Raw genomic sequence first — 16,498 nt, 5'->3', positions numbered from 1 at the left:
GGCCCCTCAGCGCATCACCTCGATCACTGTGCTGTCGTTCAGGTTGCTAGGCAGCGAGAGGCTGGGTCCAACCTTTCGAACCTGTGTTCCGCTCATCGCATCCAGAAAGGGCTGGACCCCACCCTGGTCGCAGCCGCTCGGAGCCTCTCCATTCACGTATTGCACGGGGATGACCCGGCGTGGATTCAGCTGCCTCACCACCTCAGCGGCTTCTTCGCCGTTGTACACCTTTGCTCCGCCTCCAACGCCGATGATCAGCACATCTGGGCGACCCAACAGCACCTTGTCTTCACCGCTGAGTGGGGCTGCCGTTCCTCCCAGATGGGCAAAGCTCAAGCCTCCCTGCTGCCAGCGCCAGATCGTGGCGTTGCCGAAACGACGTCCTCCCATGCGGTCATGCGGAGCGGAAAATCCCTCCAGGTCCATGCCGCCAACGCGATAGGAACCCGGCTTGGAGAGGTAGGTCCCACCACCAATCCGTGCGCCTTCATCCGGGAGTTCGGAGCTAGCAAGGGTCAAGTTGGCGCTGACGCGCGGTTCTGCGAGTCCCGCAGCGCAGCCCACGGCCCGGAAGGGGTTCACCAGCACCGACTGGCCGCCGCCACGAATCAGCAGAGCGCTGTGCCCATAGCTGGTGATTGAAACGCCTGCGGCCTGCACAGCGCTGCAGCTGATTCCGCTCACCATGGCGGATGCGGCCAGGAAGGCGATGGCCCGCCCAGGACCCTGTCTGTTCAGGAAAACGGTCATGGGGGAATGCCTGCTGGCTCAGGAAGCTAGCAGTGCTGAATGCGTCCTTCAGCCACACGTAGGAAGTTGGCCAGCAGGTTGTGTCCTGCCTCCGTCAGCACGCTTTCCGGATGGAACTGCACGCCCTGGAGATGGTGATGCTCACGATGACGCAGTCCCATCACGGTGTCGTCCTCCAGCCATGCAGTGACTTCCAGGCAGTCCGGAAGACTGCTGCGATCAGCAATCAAGCTGTGATAGCGGGTGGCGGTGAGGGGCTGAGGCAGTCCCGCGAAGACGCCTTCACCGCGATGCAACACCGGGGAAGTTTTGCCATGCATCAGTTCTGCCGCCCGCACGACCTTGCCCCCGTAGGCCTGAGCCAGAGCCTGATGGCCCAGGCAGACACCCAGAGTGGGAATGTTGGGTGATAACTCCTTCAGCACATCCAGGCAGACCCCCGCTTGGTCAGGATCTCCGGGCCCAGGCGACAACAGGATGGCATCGGGACTGAGGTCGCGGATCTGGGCAACGCTGAGCGCATCGTTGCGTTCCACACGCAGATCCTCGGCTAGAGGGTGTTGAGCCGCTAACTCGCCGAAGTACTGCACCAGGTTGAAGGTGAAGCTGTCGTAGTTGTCAATGACAAGCAGCATCGCTTAGAGGCCGAGGCGAAGAATCAGGGGCGGAAGCACCAGCAGCAGAGCAATCACAAGAGAACTGATCGCTGCCACCAGAACCGCCGCTGCAGCACAGTCCTTGGCGACTTTGGCCAGAGGGTGGAAGCGCCGCCCGATGGCCAGATCCACCACAGATTCGATGGCTGTATTGAGCAGCTCAAGCACCAGCACGGCCGCCACAGTCAAGACCAGCACGGCCAACTGAATCGCTGGTAACTCAAGCCACAGCCCCAGGAAGAACACAACGCTGCCGATCCCCAGGTGGATGCGGAAGTTGCGTTGGCTGATGAAGCCATAACCCAGTCCCTGAGCCGCATAGCGGAAGCTGGACGGCAGGTCGCCAGCGATTTTCCAGGCTCCTCTGTGGGCAGCGTGGTGGGCACGTCGGGTACTGCGCTGGCTGATCTCCTCGCTCAACGGAGCTCCATCGTCAGGGGTCCGGAGTGATTTCATCTGCTGATTCACAGTTGATCTCACCGTGGGATTGAACGATACCGGCCATGGCAACCAGTTGCTCCTGGCATTGCAGCATCGCTTCCAGCCTCGAATCATCGGGATGATCCCATCCCAGCAGATGCAGCAGCCCGTGGCTCACCAGCCAGCAGAGCTCTCGTTCCAGACTGTGCTCCTGCTCGAGCGCCTGACGCTCTGCTGTTGGGACCGACACGATGATGTCTCCCAGCTCAACGCTGGAGCTGCCGTCAGGAGGCATGTCCGCTTCCAGGGCTGAAAAAGACAACACATCGGTGGCCCTGGGCTTGTCTCTCCAGCGTCCGTTCAAAGCGGTGATCTCGGCATCATCCACAAACTGCAGACCGAGACAAATTTCCTCACAGCCCAGCAATTGTCTGGGAGTGGTGTCGCCACCGATGCTGATCAGGTGTTGCAGCCAGAGATCCAGGGTTGCGGCCCAGGTGTCTCCCTGGCTGAGACGCTGATGGGCCTCTGTTCCTTCTGCGGCCTGGATCAGCTGCTGTTCCGCTGGGGTGAAGGCCAGATCGATGGCAAAAGCCCGTGCGCTGCTCACTGGGGCAGCGTTGGACGCCCCAGCCAGGCGACCACAAGAATGAAGCCGATGAACCCTGCTGCCGTGAGTCCTAGATGAAGCAGGCTCTTGCTGCCTTTGCGGACCATGTTGCGCATGGCCTGCTTCACGAAGCTGGGAGGTGGCGTGGTCGGAGTGCTGTTGCTCGAAGTCTCGATGTCGTCGGCCTTTGAGCTCATGGTCAGCTGTCCTCATCCTGTCCGGGGCTGTCGACACCTTGGCGCAGCAGCGCCTGGATGAAGGGGTCGAGATCGCCGTTCATTACGCCCTGTACATCGTTGGTTTCCTCCTGGGTGCGCAGGTCTTTGACCATCTGATAGGGGTGAAAGACATAGTTGCGGATCTGATTGCCCCAGGCGGCCTCCACGATGTCGCCTCGAATGTCGGCGATCTCTGCGGCCCGTTGTTCTTGGGCGATCACCAGCAGCTTGGCCTTGAGCTGGGCCATGGCTTTCTCCTTGTTCTGAAGCTGGGACCGCTCCTGGGTGCAGCGCACAGCCAGTCCAGTGGGCACATGCAGGATGCGCACGGCGGTTTCCACCTTGTTGACGTTCTGTCCACCTGCGCCGCCCGAGCGGCTGGTGGTGACCTCCAGGTCTTTCTCGGGAATATCGAGTTCGACTTCCTCCTCGAGCTTCGGCATCACCTCGATGCCTGTGAAACTGGTCTGACGCTTGTCGTTGGCGTTGAAGGGAGAGATGCGCACCAGACGATGGGTGCCTTTCTCATTGCGCAGGTATCCGTAGGCGTAGCGCCCTTCAATTTCAATCGTGGCGCTTTTGATTCCTGCTTCCTCGCCCTCGCTGAGCTCATTCACCGTGACTTTCATGTCATGGTCTTCAGCCCAGCGGGTGTACATGCGCAGCAGCATTTGGGCCCAGTCCTGAGCATCTGTGCCGCCAGCTCCGGCATTGATCGAGAGCACGGCTCCTTCTTTGTCGTACTCACCGCTGAGCAGGCGCTCCAGCTCCCAGCGGTCGAGATCTTTGCGCAGTTGGTCCAGGCCCCCCTGGGCCTCGGCGAGCATGTCGTCATCGGGCTCCAAGTCATAGAGCTCGAGCGTGGCCTGGGCATCGGACACAGCTCCCTGCCAGGTCGTTAACTGCAGCAGCTGCGCCTTCACCTCATCGAGGCGACGCATTTGCTTCTGAGCGTTCTGTTGGTCATCCCAGAAGTCAGGCTGGGCAGCAAGTTGCTCAAGGTCTTGTTGTCTGGCGTTCAGTGCAGGAACGTCAAAGACAGTCCTGGGCATTGCCCAGGCGATCAGTGAGCTCGGAGAGGTCGCGCTTGAAGTCGGTGAGGTCGAGCAACGGTGTGCGTTGAACGGATTTCGCGACCTTATCAGTGCGGAATCTCGGCTCTTCCCGTTCGGGATGCTCAGGTCACCCGCCGTTTGCAGGCTGAGCGCCTGCATAAGATCGATGTCCCGTCATGAAGGCTCCATGCCGAGCGTCGAGATTTACACCTGGCAGACGTGCCCTTTCTGCATCAGAGCCAAACAGCTGTTGGATCGCAAGGGCGTCTTCTACTCCGAGTTTTCCGTTGATGGTGATGAGCCGGCTCGCGATGCCATGGCGGCCCGAGGCGATGGCCGCCGCAGCGTTCCTCAGATCTTCATCGACGACCGACACATTGGTGGTTGTGATGAACTGCATGCTCTGGAGCGTGCCGGTGAACTTGACGCGCTGCTCTCCTGAGTTCTCTGACCGGACCGCTGCTCATGCGTCACCTGTTTGTGCTGGATCCGCTGGATCGGATCAATCCCTCCAAGGATTCCACCGCTGCGCTGATGCAGGCCGCCGCCAGGTCTGAGCTGGAGGTCTGGGCGTGTACTCCGGCTGATCTGATCGCGCTTGGTGATGAACCTCTGGCGATGGCCATGCCGGTTCAGCCTGAGCCCTGGATCACTGCCGGCGAGCGAGAACGGCTGCCGCTGGCCACGTTCCAGGTGATCTGGATGCGCCAGGACCCTCCGGTTGATGAGGCCTATCTCTACGCCACCCACCTTCTCGATGTCGCAGAACGGGCAGGGGTTCGTGTTCTCAACCGCCCCGACTCGCTGCGCACCTGGAATGAAAAGCTCGGCGCTTTGCGTTTCAGTCGCTGGATGGCCCCCACACTCGTGTCCGGCAGGGTGAGTGAGCTGACGTCGTTTGCTCAAGCGCACAGCGAGATCGTGCTCAAACCCCTGGGAGGTCGTGCAGGTTTGGGAGTGATCCGGGTCTCTTCCCAGGCTCCTGGGCTCAAGGCTCTTCTGGAATTGGTCACAGAGCAGGAACGTCTGCCCGTGATGGCTCAGTGTTTTCTTCCTTCTGTGAGCGAGGGCGATAAGCGCATCTTGTTGGTGGATGGTGAGCCGCTGGGTGCCATCAATCGGCGGCCAGCCGCTGGAGAATTCCGCAGCAATCTGGCGGTTGGTGGTCAAGCGGAAGCGACAGAACTCAGTGAGCGGGAACGCCAGATCTGTGCAGCCCTGGCGCCTGCTCTGAGGGCCGAAGGGTTGTTTTTTGTGGGCATCGATGTGATCGGCGGCATGCTGAGCGAGATCAATGTCACCAGCCCCACTGGGATCCGAGAGGTGGAACGACTGATGAATCAGCCCCTGGCTGATCAGGTGATCTCTCGTCTGCGCGATCTGCTCTGATCACAGAATTGCGCTTCTTAACGGCCCCCCGATACCAGATCCAGCTGATCGGCGAGCACGGTGAGCTTGAGCCCCACTTCCTGCAGTTCACGTTCGGCCACTGAGCCGCGCACAAGTCCAGCTCCAGCCGTGAGGTCGAGCTGGGTGCCGCGGGCATGGCCGCAGCGGATGGCCACACGCAGTTCCGCATCCCCAGCGCTGTCGATCCAGCCGATCGGTGCTGCATAGCCATCACGATCAAATGGCTCAAGGCTCCGCAACCAGCTCATGGCCTCGCGTCTGGGCAGGCCTGCCACAGCTGGAGTGGGATGGAGCACACCTGCCAGAGCAAGAGGCGATTGGCCCGGAGCCGGAGTCGTGATGGGGGTATGCAGATGGATCAGCTGGCCGTGTCTGGCCAGTTGTGGACTGCGCGGACGTCGTGGCTGCAGTCCTTGGGCGCTGAGATGCTCGGTGATTGCCTGCACCACCAGTTCATGCTCGCGCCGGTCTTTGTCGGAGTTGAGCAGTGAGGTGGCGTGGTCGTTGCGTCCGGCAGTGCCAGCAAGCGCATCGCAACGCAGCTGCCCATTGCGCAAGCTCAGCAGTCGCTCAGGTGAAGCGCCGAAGAAGCTGTCCTGCTGGTTGCGTTGCCAGAGGAACCGGCAGCTGCCTGCTTGCTGGTAGCGCAGGCGTTTCAGCAACAGCAAGGGGTCCAGAGGTGAGGTCAGGCTCACCGAGTGGCGCACGGCGAGAACCAGCTTGTGCAGTTCACCACCGTTCACCAGTTCCAGGCCTCGTTGAAGCGCCGTGGTGTAGCGCCGTTCCCAGTCGCCGGGTGTGATCCTGCCGCTCAGATTGCCGGAGCTCTGGCCTGGCCAGCTCCTCCAAGACTGCAGCTTCTCTGCCATCAGCCAGAGCGACTCCGCGAGTGAGCGCACATCACTCGCCTGTTGCGCAATGCCGTGCAGACGCAGCCAGCCGTGCCGTCCATGACGACTGAGTTGCCAGCGAGGCAGAACGGCCTGAACCGAGGGCATGCTGCCCTGGGGCTGGAGTTCTCCGCTCTGCTCGAAGAAGGAGAAGGCCAGCAGGATGCGCGAGCGGGCCTGAGCCGGTGCTTCAGGCGTTCCCTCGAGGATGCGTCCGAGCGTGATGTCACTGAAACGCTGAGCCAGTTCGAATCGACGGGGACCTGACATCTCCAGGTGATGGCAGCGGCCGGCTGCAGCAAGACAAAGGCCTGGTGCACCATCCCAGAGGAAACGGAACGGATCGGCATCATCGAGATCAGCAAGCTGCAGCAGTGGATCCAGCCCCTGCAGCGGTACTGCCAAGCCAAAGACTCCGTCGTCCATCTGGCGCTGATCCCACACGCGCATCGCACCCTCCAGCAGGTCGCTGAAGTGCACCGCAGGTGAACTGTCGTGGGGCGCGGCCGACATCTTGACGGCAGGACGATGGATTACTGCTCAAATGTATGAGTCTTGAAGAGGGCTCCACGAGTCCAGTCCATGCCAGATCCACAGGCTGTTGCAACCCTTCACTCCCGCGGCGATGACCGCCGGCGTCTCTGGAAGGCAGCGATCAAGTGGCCGATGTACTCCGTTGCGGTGATGCCCGTGCTGCTTGCGGCCGGATGGCGACTGGGTTCAGGCTTTCCGGTGCGCTGGCTCCAGGGCTTCGTTTTTCTGTTGGCAGCGGTGCTGCTGCTGATCTGGGAGAACCTCAGCAACGACCTCTTTGATGCCGAGACCGGCGTCGATGACCAGGGCAAGCCCCATTCGGTCGTGGCGCTGGTCGGTCGGTCACGTCCTGTTCAGCAGCTGGCCACGCTTGCTCTGCTGATCGGACTGATGCTGATGCTGTGGATTGCACTCAGGAGCAGTCTTGCAGTGCTGGTGCTGGTGCTGGTGAGCTGTGGTCTCGGGTATCTCTACCAGGGACCTCCCTTCCGTCTCGGCTACAAGGGCCTGGGTGAACCGCTGTGTTGGCTCGCTTTTGGGCCCTTCGCCACTGCAGCCGCGTTGTTGGTCATCTCCCCTTCAACGGATGTCGTGCCCTGGGACGCCGCTTTAGTCCTCGGCTCCGGCCCTGCTCTGGCGACAACTTTGGTGTTGTTCTGCTCGCATTTTCATCAGGTTGAGCAGGATGCGGCGCATGGCAAGCAGTCTCCAGTCGTGCGCCTGGGTACTGCGCGGGCAGCATCCTTGGTGCCGTGGTTCGTTGCAGGCACCCTCGCTCTGGAATGGGCCCCTGTGCTGCATGGCGACTGGCCACTCACCGCTCTGCTGGGAGCCTTGGGGTTACCGGCGGCCTTCTCGTTGATCCGCTTGCTTCGCACGCATCATCACGAGCCTGAACGGATCACAGGCAGCAAGTTTCTGGCCTTGCGATTTCAGGCTCTGAATGGCCTCGGCCTGAGCATCGGTCTAGGCCTGGGTCCATGGTTTGGCTCCCCTGTTCTGCTGCCGGGTTGAGTCCATGACGCTGCAACTGGCGATCCGCTCCTATGCCTATTCCCTGTTGCGTCCGCTGCGGACCGCTTCAGGTGCTTGGCAGCAGCGTGAGGGTTGGTTGTTGCGTCTGACCTGTGCGCTCTCCGGCCGGGTGGGCTGGGGCGAAGTGGCTCCGCTGGATCCAGAACAGCGTCCTGTCTGCGCAAGAGCTCTAACGCGATGGCAGAACTCCGGGGTTGTGCAGTGCGAGCGAGATCAGCTCGAAGCGCTGCTGCCGACGCTGCCGGCTGAAGTTGGCTTTGCGCTCGGTGCTTCGCTGGCGGAGCTGGATGGTGTGGTTCAGGCCTGGCTCCCTGCCCCGGGTTCGGCCTGTCTGCTGCCCGCTGGGCCGGCCATGCTGCCGATGCTGGACCAATTGCTGGTGACGCATCCAGCGGGTGAGCCCCTCACTGTGAAGTGGAAGGTGGCAGCCACAGACTTGGATCAGGAATGGTTGTTGTTCTCCAGGCTTCTGGACCGGCTGCCGCCCGAGGCTCATCTGCGTCTGGACGCCAATGCCGGCTGGGATCGGACTGAGGCGGATCGATGGGCTGGAGTTCTGGAGGGAGATCCCCGTCTGGACTGGCTGGAGCAGCCACTGGCAGTGGACGATCTGCAAGGCCTGCAGGATTTGGCGAAGCGGGTTCCTGTCGCCCTGGATGAGTCGCTGCTGAAGCATCCGGCTCTGCGGGAGCAGTGGCAGGGCTGGCAGGTGCGGCGCCCCCTATTGGAAGGAGATCCCAGACTCCTGTTGCGCCAGTTGCAGGAAGGCCGGCCGCGGCTGATGCTCAGCACCGTCTTCGAAACGGGGATCGGCTTTCGCTGGCTGGCATTGATGGCAGGGCTTCAGCAGCGAGGCCCCACGCCCGTGGCTCCAGGGCTGGCTCCAGGTTGGTGCCCTGAAGGTCGCCTGTTCAGCTCTGATCCTGAGCAGGTGTGGGCCGCGGCTGCGCTGGGCTGCTGATGAGCCGTTTGAGGGATCTGCGCTGTGACCCTGCCCAGCCTGGTCAGGCTGCTGCGACTCTCGAGGCAGGCCTGGCCGATGGCGCTTGGGTGCGTCTGCTCCCTTCAGGAGTTCAGCCGGAGTGCCAAGTTCCGGATGTTGATGGCATTGATTGGCCTCCTGGGCCAGGGGTGGTGTTGTCAACGGGTGGCAGCAGCGGTGGACGACAGCTCTGTCTTCATCCCTTGTCGAATCTGGACCGCTCGGCCCAGGCCTGCGGGTCGTGGCTGCAGACGATTGGTTTGGAGCCAGCCTCAACTCTGGTTTGGAATCCTCTGCCGTTTCAGCATGTGAGCGGTCTGATGCCTTGGTGGCGTGCCCGCCAGTGGGGCGCAGATCACGCCTGGATCTCCCCCTCCTTGATCAAACAGCCGGCTTCGCTTCTCAAGCACAGCCTTCAGCATCCCGGCTGGCAACGGCGTCCAATGCTGCTCTCGCTGGTGCCCACCCAGCTGCGGCGTTTGCTGGCTGATCCCTGTGGTTGCTCCTGGTTGGGTGAGATGGCGGTGATCTGGGTTGGTGGTGCTGCCTTGCCAACCGATCTGGCCGATCAATCGCGCGACTTGGGCATCAGGCTTGCCCCCTGTTACGGCGCGACGGAGACAGCGGCGATGGTGACGGCCCAGGCGCCGCTTGATTTTCTGGTGGGAGAAGCTGGTTGTGGACGACCCTTGGATGGTGTGCGTCTGCGACTGAATCAGCAGGGATCTCTGGCGGTGCACTGCGACCGCCTGGCTGTGGCCAGGCTTGATGGCACGGGCGGCCTCCGTGCACTGTCGGACGCCAATGGTTGGTGGCATTCCGCTGATCTGGCGGCACTTGAGGGTTCTTCAACGGATCCCCAGCTGCATCTTTTGGGACGCATCGATGACGCCATCCATTCAGGTGGGGTCACGGTGTTTCCCTCACAGCTTGAGCAGAGGCTTCTGAGCGAAGCCCGCAAGCAAGGACTACCGCTCGATGCCGTGCTGTTGCTGGGGTTGGCCAATCGTGAATGGGGTGAACGACTGGTGGCTCTTGTTCGCTGGTCGTCTGCTGATGTGTCCTCGGATGGTTTCGACCGCTTACGCCGTTTGGTGGCCGAATGGCCTGCACCGGAACGCCCTCTGCATTGGATTCAGTGCCAGGAACTGGAATGCTCTGCTTCAGGGAAGTGGGAGCGTGCGCGTTGGCAGAACTGGTTGAGCGCACATCAATCAGCTCAGTCGTTAACTCAGTACCCCTGAATGTGTGGCTCAGTGATGCATTGTCTGCTCAATCGTTTCGTTGTGAATATCACTTTTGGGGTGGACCGGTTTCATTTCATTCACTGGCAACTGCCGCATGCCTGACGGATTTGCCAGTTGAGCGATTGGAGCTTGTGGTGGCAATGGCTCATGTCTGATCTGTGACCAGGGCATTCAGCATGCGCTGATGCCTCGGACCTTTTCTCTGCTGATGGGTCCAGCACAGAAATCGCAAAAGGGACACGTTCTCTTTGCCACAGATGCTCGTATCAAATTAATTCCACGCCCCTGGAGTGATGCCTGAATTGTGAATTAGTTTGCCGTTTCTCCCCCTGGCATATCGACAAACTCTTAGGGTAATTTTCTGAGTTTTGCTGGGTTTCTTCGTTGCCGGTTCCCCTTCGGCCCTTTCGGCCTACCTCTCAAAACATACGTGTGAGCACAATCGCTGCTCCCTCAATTGAAGGGGATGTTGTTGATAACGCTGGTGATGTAATTAATCGCTGTTATCGCCAGATTTATTTTCATGCAATGAGTAGCGATAGGGATCGCTATCTCGAGTCTCAGCTTAGAAACGGTTCAATCACGGTCAGAGATTTTATTCGTGGTCTGTTGCTGTCAGACCGTTTCATGCGCGGTTATGTGTCATGTAGCAATAACTATCGACTTGTCGAGCAGGTCATCGGTAGAGCTTTAGGGCGCAAGGTACGAGACAACAGCGAAAAATTAACTTACTCGATTGTTATCGCTGAGAAAGGATTTGAGTCTTTTGTTGATCTCGTCCTCAATAGTGAGGAGTACATGCAGAGGTTTGGTTACGACACCGTGCCACTGGAGATTTCAAGAGTTTTGCCTGGGCGTGCTGTTGGAGAGGCTCCTGTTTATCAGGAATTTCCTCGATATTCTTATGATTGGCAGGAAAAGTTGATTTCAAACGACATGATGATGTCGATTGAAGATCATCTGAATTTCGGGCCGACCAAGTCGTTCGCTGAGAAAGTTTTGTATGAACGTCCTTCAGATAAAGCGTTCCGATACATCATTCCGTCTTTTGTGATCCTTTCCGGTTTAATTGTTGTTGGGATTGTAAAAGTCTTTACAAGTATTTTTGTTGTCGGGTGATTTGCTTAATAAGCAGCTCTGATCATTGCTTCCTTTTTCTTTTCAATCAATTCCTCGAAGCTAATCCAGTGAATGCAATCCACGGGGCAGGTGTCGATTGCTTCGTTAATCACCATTGTTGAATCGCCGTCCTGGCGAATTGCTCGACACTTACCAGTGTCTTCGTCCATCAGAAAGGTGTTCGTTGCCACGTGAGCGCAGTATCGACATCCGACGCAGACTTTTTCATCGACCCAGATTGCTTGCAATCTCAGTTCGCCACCAAGACAAGGCTCTAAACCTGATGGTGACGTGATGTTATGAGACGGTGCGGTAAAAGCAGCAGTAGTTTCAAAGGTCGTTTCAAACCTTGTTTCAACGTCTGAAGGTGCTGTAAATGCCGCAGAGGTGTCAAACATCGTATCTGTGCTATTTCACTTCCGAACTGAGAAACTAAAAAATCTATTCTCAATGAAGAGGCTTGAAATATTCACAATGCTGAGGAAGAACTTCAATGATTAAGGGGTGATGAATGGTTTGTTGGTATACAGATGTTGAATTTTTTTAGGAGGTTTGATTGGTTTTGTATTGCTTGATCGCATTCTGAAGCTGGCCGATTGCAGCTCTGCCAATGTTGTAACCGGCCCAGCTCAGGGCAAGAAGAATTGGCAACGCAACGATCAGAATTCTCAAATCCATCGGGATTAAGAAAATGACCCACAAATTAGCTTTGGTGCAAAGTTTTTCAGTGTTCTTTGACGGCTGCACGCGTTGCAGATGGCTGATTTGTGCGCCGATTCTTGAACTTGCCGATGTCGCAATTGTGTCGCCATCGGCCTCGGGGGTCTGTCACGCCTCGCTCTGAGATGAGCAAGAGCTTTGTTCGGTGCATGGCTCAGAGTTCTCTGATCTGCCCGATCTGTGCAGCCTCAAGCCAGAGGGAGATGGCCTCTGGTATCGGGCAACGTCGGCGTGTTGCCACATCAATGGCCATGTGTCTGATCAAGCCATGGGCAACTTCCTGGTCGTTGCAGAGAAATTGACTGTGAACCTCAAAACATCCCTGATCAATCCGTTCTGGTTTCAGTCTCACGAGCAGTTGGTCTCCACCATGCACAGCTTTTCTGAAGCTGGCGCTGCACTGCACCACTGGGAGTGCGGTGTCGGGCCAGCATTCCTGGTCACGACATCCAGGGAACACCGTTTTGGCTTCAATGCCATAGAGCTCCAGGCTCTCTTCCCATGCTTCATGGCACCAGCGCAACAGCTGATGGAAATGCATGACTCCAGCTGCATCCGTGTCTCCGAAACGCACGGTCCTTGTGAGGTTGAGCCAGCTTGGCGTCGTCATCAGGAAATCATCTGGTCGATCTGGGTGGCTTGTCACAGTGAGATCAGTGCGCTCTCAAATCAGATCAGGAGGTTGGTGCAATCTCCTCTGGCTGGCCAGACGTTTAGAAGTTGCTTAAGGCGTTGTAGCTGATTGATCGCCTGGAGGAGAACGCGCTGGCGAATCTGATCAGATTCTTTGTGGAGAAGGCTTGGTGTGGCGACAACAATCAGGTTTGATGAATTGCATAGGCCACAATTGATCAAAATCTTTTCAACCCAACGTCTTGTCCTCGTTCCCAACGCCTGAGTTGTACGGTTGTTGATATGCCTCATTCCATAGAGATCACTGGCTTGGATTTCTCCAAGCGGGTAACTCACCTCTAATGCATCTGCCTGCGGATGATCAGGCCTTGTATCGGCGAGTATCCTCAGGATGACAAAATCGCAGCCAATGGAAAGGCCAAGAGCGCTTCTCACTTAATCACCGGGGAAACAAGTAAGATGTGTTTTCCTGCCCGACAGGTGTCTTGGATCCAAAGCTGCGGGTCGTCACAAAGCGCGTGAGGATCCCAGATTTGCGCTTGTCAGTATCTTGATCCAGGCGGAAATAACCTGCTGCAGCAAATTCAGGCGACGTGGTTCTTAAATCATCCTCCCACTCAAATGTGAATTTCCGCATGTTGTTAATGCGTTCAATCTTGCCAATCGAAATGCTGCCATTGATCTGGGTAAGTTTGCCTTTATTTATTTCGCGGAATTCGTAATAAGCTGAGCCCTTTTCGTCATCAACAAGTTTGGCGAGGTTGTAGATGCAGAAGCTGCCTTTCTTGTTGCATATTTTATTGGTTATGGGTAGATCAATTCCCTGGAAATAGACCGAATTTTGTGTTGTGGGTTCTTCCCGCTTTGGTTTTGGTGGAGTCCAGCTACTGCTTGGTTTGCTCGCCTGCATTTCAGGTTGTGAGGCTTGACTGAGCTGTGACGCTTTTTCGTTCTTCTGGGATAGAACCGCGATGAGGATGAGTAAAAGAATTCCTATCCCCGAAAGAAGTAGTGGAACCAGGGATTGAGACTTTGGTTGCGCATTGTTTTGCAGCAACTGAGCAGGGTCAATTGTTGTTGCAGGCAGAGATTCAGCAGGAGCGGCTGGTGCTGGTGTGCTGGATGAGCTGGTGGCTGGCTGTTCAGGGATCTGTGAAGCTTCAGATGATTCTGCCTTTTCGTAACGGATGTATTGATCGCTTGTAAGGCTTAGTTCCTCTTTGAGTAGCTCAACATATTCACTGAGTTGCCAGGACTTCACGCCAAGCCGATCAGCGGTCGTCGAGAGTAGGTCTGAAGCATGCAAATCTGCTTCGGACAAAATTTCGACCAAGTCCGTGTTGGCAATAAAGGTTAAGAGCTCTTGATTGTTGTCTTGAGTGCCTTCCGCATTCTCCTCTTCCCTAGCGCCAGATGTGTTGTCTGCTTTTGGGATCGAATCTAAAAATGTAATCCAATTGTTGTTGCTCTTACTGCGATCCCAGCATGTTGTAATAGCGCTTTTGAGTGTTTCGTAGTCAGGCAGAGAGCTCATGGGAAGAATCGGAATTAAAGGGAGTCAGTTATGAAACACCTTGTTGTGTTTTACGGAATTTTGTTGGGTCAATTTCGTCATCAACTGGGTTTTCTGCGGTTGTATTCATCCCGGATTAAGGGCTCGTATTCGGCGGCGAAACTATCGCCTGGAGCATCGTCCTCAGAACGGACTTGTAGATCGCTGAGGCTGATGTTTTTCGAGAGTGCAATGAGCGCAACATTGCGGGGTGATACTGGACCTTGTTCGACCCCATCCAAAACATAGAAAAACTTTCGTTCTCCCCGAATGGCTGCACCCCCAGACCGTGAGCGGGATGAAGATGATTGTGTGGTGACTCGGCTTCTTGGCGGGGTTGTGAGATTCGCACCAAGACCTCCACCACCGAGTCCACCGCCCATCAAAATCGGGCTGTTGCCTGTTGCCATGCCTGCCCCCAAGCCTTCGAGTGCCTGACGCTGACCCTGAATCAAGTTGTATTCAGCGAAGCCTTCTTGGGTTGCAGCCTGTGCCCCCATTTCCTGCAGACGTAGATCGGCACGCTGCTTGCCAAACTCTCTCAGCAGATCCTCGCTCTCTTGATCCAGCGAGATGACAAGGTTCATGATGCGCATCAAGCCCACACCCATCTGTAGAAACTCTTCGCTTAGCTTTTGTTGCACAGCATCTGCAAGAACTTCAGTTTTTGATCCTGAAGTGATATCTGTGATTTGATTCGAGCTCGAGAGTTGACCAACAACAGAGCGTAAAACGTTATTGACGCGACCATTTAATTTCTCTGTAGCCGAATCTGATGTGTTGATGTTTTGCCCGCCTATGCCAAGGATTAATGCTTTTGGATTCTTGACGACAATGCTGTATTCGAGCCCACCGTATAAATTAACAAGATTGGTCGACAAGATATCCGTGAACTGACCGAGGCTGGATTGGTAGAGAGATACTTGTGTTTCGGACGTCTTGCAAAAGTACAGCTCAGTGATGAATTGGTTGCCGCCAGTGAACTGGTCGATCAGAGAGCCAAGGAAAGGAATGTTGGCCGTGTCCATTAGGACTGTGCCTGGCAGGATCTCCCCAATGAACTGTCCTTCACGGAAGAACAGTGCAATTTCGTCGCTCCTGACTGTTAGTTTTGCACCACGCGGGATTGAGCGGTCGGGATGGGCCCAGACCAGCTCGTTTGAGGCTTGATCCGGTCTCGCAATGTAGAGAGCTTTGGATTGGTCCTTGATCCAATCAAACATGATTTCAGTCCTTTGGAGTGGAGACGGTCGACTTGTCGTCGTACTCGCGACGAGATTGTTGACTGGGTAATGCATCAACCGCGTTGGTTGTCATCATTGGAACGGATAATATTGGCAAAAAACATAGCAGAGCAACGCCAATTCCAATGTTATTGAGCCAGGTCGGGATGTTGATCAGGTTTGAGTCAACGCGGACAAGAAATGCAATGACGATGACAGCCGGACTCCCGAAAGCCAAGGCAATTCCTTTAACTGCAGCACCGTACGTGTATCGATCTCCGTTGAATAGATTGAACAGTGAATCTGTCCATATCATGCAACTGATGTATGCCAGTCCCAGAGCGAAATATCCGAGGGATGCTGGGTGGTCAAAGAAATTTGGACCACCGCACAAGAACCAGTAGATGACGCTGAGGAAAAGAAAGAAGAAAATTTGTACGTTTTTCATGATCTACTTTAAATGCATACTGAGTCGAGAATGGCCCGCTCGCCTTCGGTAAGTTGAGGGCGGATCTTGTCCAATTGCTGTCGCTTCACCTCTGGAGAGTAGTGACTGAATTCAAAGCCAATTCTGAGCAGTTCACTTAAGGTATTGGTGGCATCACTGAGCTTGGAGTAGTCGGCAATTCGACCTCCAAGCGACAGAACCCAAGTGTCCGCATAGACAGGGTCTTGATCTGAGGTTTCGTTCGTCTGCGCATGAACATTGATCCAGTCCACATCTGGATAAAGAATGCTGAGTGTGTGTTGTTTTGCGAGATCTGTGGTCATGCGCATTCCACACGTTCCACGAGCTGCCGAGTACAGATGTAGGGAAGCAGAGATGATGCTCCCATCACTGTCTTCATAGGGAAGGAAATTGGGCCTGTTTCTGCTTTCTCCCAAGGCATTGAACAACATATTGACTCCCTCAAAGTTCACTTCCCGGCTGACGTAACCGCCAAGACTACTCATTTGAATGGTCAGGTGATCTTCACAATGAACCGTGCCGAGAATGATGCTGTTTGTTATGGTGCAATTAACGGCTTTAATGCTGCCGAAAACAACGCAGTTGTTCAGGACAATACTTTGGTTGGAAACAATATCGCCTTTAATTAACCCTCTGCATTCATTACAGTTGTGGACCAATTGATTCGCTGATTGGTTTTTCTGTCCGATGACGAGGCCGCTTAATGTCGTGATCCCTCCCATGGCTTGAAATCTTCCTGCATTCTGGTGAACAAGAATGTCACCTCTTGATGCGATGGGCCCATGGACTAGAACATTGCCAGGCTCAATGTCGATGGCCCGTGCATAAATGGATCCATGAACAGTGATGTCCTGGGCCTCTGGTTTGATGGTCAGCGGAAAGAGAACGTCCCGTTCTTCCTTTGGGAAGACATTCCCTTCGACAGAGCCATTGAGAATCAGGCGATCTGCAACTTCGGATAAGGTCATGAGATGA

General features: G+C 56.1%; 21 protein-coding genes. 6 read left to right on the top strand and 15 right to left on the bottom strand.

The features are described 5' to 3' along the window. Positions 1-6: 6 nt before the first annotated feature. From SynMITS9220_RS12315 to prfB, 6 genes are all read right to left on the bottom strand, one after another. The gene (locus tag SynMITS9220_RS12315) at positions 7-687 is read right to left on the bottom strand and encodes an MBL fold metallo-hydrolase (protein ID WP_370594400.1); all 681 of its coding nucleotides are present in this window, start codon (positions 685-687) and stop codon (positions 7-9) included. Positions 688-776: 89 nt separating this feature from the next. Further along, complete coding sequence (locus SynMITS9220_RS12310) at positions 777-1,385, bottom strand: aminodeoxychorismate/anthranilate synthase component II (RefSeq protein ID WP_186989579.1); 609 nt, start codon at positions 1,383-1,385, stop codon at positions 777-779. Positions 1,386-1,388: 3 nt separating this feature from the next. Then, the gene (locus tag SynMITS9220_RS12305) at positions 1,389-1,862 is read right to left on the bottom strand and encodes a diacylglycerol kinase family protein (protein ID WP_067096161.1); all 474 of its coding nucleotides are present in this window, start codon (positions 1,860-1,862) and stop codon (positions 1,389-1,391) included. Then, positions 1,840-2,436, bottom strand: coding sequence for an rRNA maturation RNase YbeY (ybeY, locus tag SynMITS9220_RS12300; protein WP_255483119.1), 597 nt, complete (start codon positions 2,434-2,436; stop codon positions 1,840-1,842). Before ybeY ends, SynMITS9220_RS12305 begins: the two co-directional genes overlap by 23 nt. After that, positions 2,433-2,633: a DUF3285 domain-containing protein gene (locus SynMITS9220_RS12295; RefSeq protein WP_186989577.1), complete on the bottom strand. Its 201-nt coding sequence runs from the start codon at positions 2,631-2,633 to the stop codon at positions 2,433-2,435. The genes ybeY and SynMITS9220_RS12295 overlap by 4 nt, the downstream gene beginning before the upstream one ends. Before the next feature lie 2 nt (positions 2,634-2,635). Next, positions 2,636-3,764, bottom strand: a protein-coding gene (gene prfB / locus SynMITS9220_RS12290; protein ID WP_186989575.1) for a peptide chain release factor 2 whose coding sequence is annotated in 2 segments (ribosomal slippage) — positions 2,636-3,688 and positions 3,690-3,764 — 1,128 coding nt in all. Because the reading frame shifts where the segments join, the coding sequence is not laid out codon by codon here. Between the two features lie 132 nt (positions 3,765-3,896). On the opposite strand from prfB, the gene grxC reads away from it, so the two are divergent. Both grxC and gshB read left to right on the top strand, forming a co-directional pair. Beyond that, entirely contained in the window at positions 3,897-4,151 is a 255-nt protein-coding gene (grxC, locus tag SynMITS9220_RS12285; RefSeq protein ID WP_186989573.1) for a glutaredoxin 3, read from the top strand. Positions 4,152-4,174: 23 nt separating this feature from the next. After that, positions 4,175-5,098 carry a glutathione synthase gene (gene gshB, locus SynMITS9220_RS12280; protein ID WP_186989571.1) on the top strand — a complete coding sequence of 308 codons (924 nt, stop codon included), beginning with the start codon at positions 4,175-4,177 and terminating at the stop codon, positions 5,096-5,098. Positions 5,099-5,115: 17 nt separating this feature from the next. On the opposite strand, the gene SynMITS9220_RS12275 is transcribed toward gshB, so the two are convergent. Next, a complete protein-coding gene (locus SynMITS9220_RS12275) occupies positions 5,116-6,522 on the bottom strand; it encodes an isochorismate synthase MenF (protein ID WP_186989568.1) in 1,407 nt (468 codons plus the stop codon). A gap of 69 nt (positions 6,523-6,591) precedes the next feature. Here SynMITS9220_RS12275 and menA point away from each other — a divergent pair, with 69 nt between their 5' ends. The 4 genes from menA (at position 6,592) to SynMITS9220_RS12255 (ending at position 10,926) form a co-directional block, all read left to right on the top strand. Then, positions 6,592-7,557 (top strand): 2-carboxy-1,4-naphthoquinone phytyltransferase, encoded by a 966-nt coding sequence (menA, locus tag SynMITS9220_RS12270; protein WP_186989566.1) that lies wholly within the window; start codon positions 6,592-6,594, stop codon positions 7,555-7,557. 4 nt (positions 7,558-7,561) lie between these two features. Further along, positions 7,562-8,539, top strand: a complete 978-nt coding sequence (locus SynMITS9220_RS12265; RefSeq protein WP_186989564.1) for an o-succinylbenzoate synthase — start codon at positions 7,562-7,564, stop codon at positions 8,537-8,539. Then, positions 8,539-9,804 (top strand): AMP-binding protein, encoded by a 1,266-nt coding sequence (locus SynMITS9220_RS12260; protein ID WP_186989562.1) that lies wholly within the window; start codon positions 8,539-8,541, stop codon positions 9,802-9,804. The genes SynMITS9220_RS12265 and SynMITS9220_RS12260 overlap by 1 nt, the downstream gene beginning before the upstream one ends. Before the next feature lie 387 nt (positions 9,805-10,191). Then, on the top strand, positions 10,192-10,926 hold the full coding sequence (locus SynMITS9220_RS12255; RefSeq protein ID WP_186989560.1) for a phycobilisome rod-core linker polypeptide: 735 nt from the start codon (positions 10,192-10,194) through the stop codon (positions 10,924-10,926). 5 nt (positions 10,927-10,931) lie between these two features. On the opposite strand, the gene SynMITS9220_RS12250 is transcribed toward SynMITS9220_RS12255, so the two are convergent. The 8 genes from SynMITS9220_RS12250 to SynMITS9220_RS12215 form a co-directional block, all read right to left on the bottom strand. Then, positions 10,932-11,324 carry a ferredoxin gene (locus SynMITS9220_RS12250; RefSeq protein WP_186989558.1) on the bottom strand — a complete coding sequence of 131 codons (393 nt, stop codon included), beginning with the start codon at positions 11,322-11,324 and terminating at the stop codon, positions 10,932-10,934. A gap of 145 nt (positions 11,325-11,469) precedes the next feature. Then, positions 11,470-11,604 (bottom strand): photosystem II protein Y, encoded by a 135-nt coding sequence (locus tag SynMITS9220_RS12245; RefSeq protein WP_186992221.1) that lies wholly within the window; start codon positions 11,602-11,604, stop codon positions 11,470-11,472. Between the two features lie 196 nt (positions 11,605-11,800). Beyond that, positions 11,801-12,256 carry a thioesterase family protein gene (locus SynMITS9220_RS12240; protein WP_186989556.1) on the bottom strand — a complete coding sequence of 152 codons (456 nt, stop codon included), beginning with the start codon at positions 12,254-12,256 and terminating at the stop codon, positions 11,801-11,803. Positions 12,257-12,315: 59 nt separating this feature from the next. After that, positions 12,316-12,714 carry a hypothetical protein gene (locus SynMITS9220_RS12235; protein ID WP_186989554.1) on the bottom strand — a complete coding sequence of 133 codons (399 nt, stop codon included), beginning with the start codon at positions 12,712-12,714 and terminating at the stop codon, positions 12,316-12,318. A 4-nt stretch (positions 12,715-12,718) separates the two neighbouring features. Continuing rightward, positions 12,719-13,813, bottom strand: a complete 1,095-nt coding sequence (locus SynMITS9220_RS12230; RefSeq protein ID WP_186989552.1) for a hypothetical protein — start codon at positions 13,811-13,813, stop codon at positions 12,719-12,721. A gap of 80 nt (positions 13,814-13,893) precedes the next feature. Further along, positions 13,894-15,054 (bottom strand): SPFH domain-containing protein, encoded by a 1,161-nt coding sequence (locus SynMITS9220_RS12225; protein WP_186989550.1) that lies wholly within the window; start codon positions 15,052-15,054, stop codon positions 13,894-13,896. Positions 15,055-15,058: 4 nt separating this feature from the next. Further along, positions 15,059-15,502 (bottom strand): hypothetical protein, encoded by a 444-nt coding sequence (locus tag SynMITS9220_RS12220; RefSeq protein ID WP_186989548.1) that lies wholly within the window; start codon positions 15,500-15,502, stop codon positions 15,059-15,061. Positions 15,503-15,510: 8 nt separating this feature from the next. Continuing rightward, positions 15,511-16,491: a polymer-forming cytoskeletal protein gene (locus tag SynMITS9220_RS12215; RefSeq protein ID WP_186989546.1), complete on the bottom strand. Its 981-nt coding sequence runs from the start codon at positions 16,489-16,491 to the stop codon at positions 15,511-15,513. Positions 16,492-16,498 lie beyond the last annotated feature (7 nt).

It is taken from the genome of Synechococcus sp. MIT S9220 (assembly GCF_014304815.1).
GTDB lineage: Bacteria > Cyanobacteriota > Cyanobacteriia > PCC-6307 > Cyanobiaceae > Synechococcus_C.
Note: the sequence above shows the minus strand (reverse complement) of the source record. Positions and strands in the feature narration are given on the sequence as shown.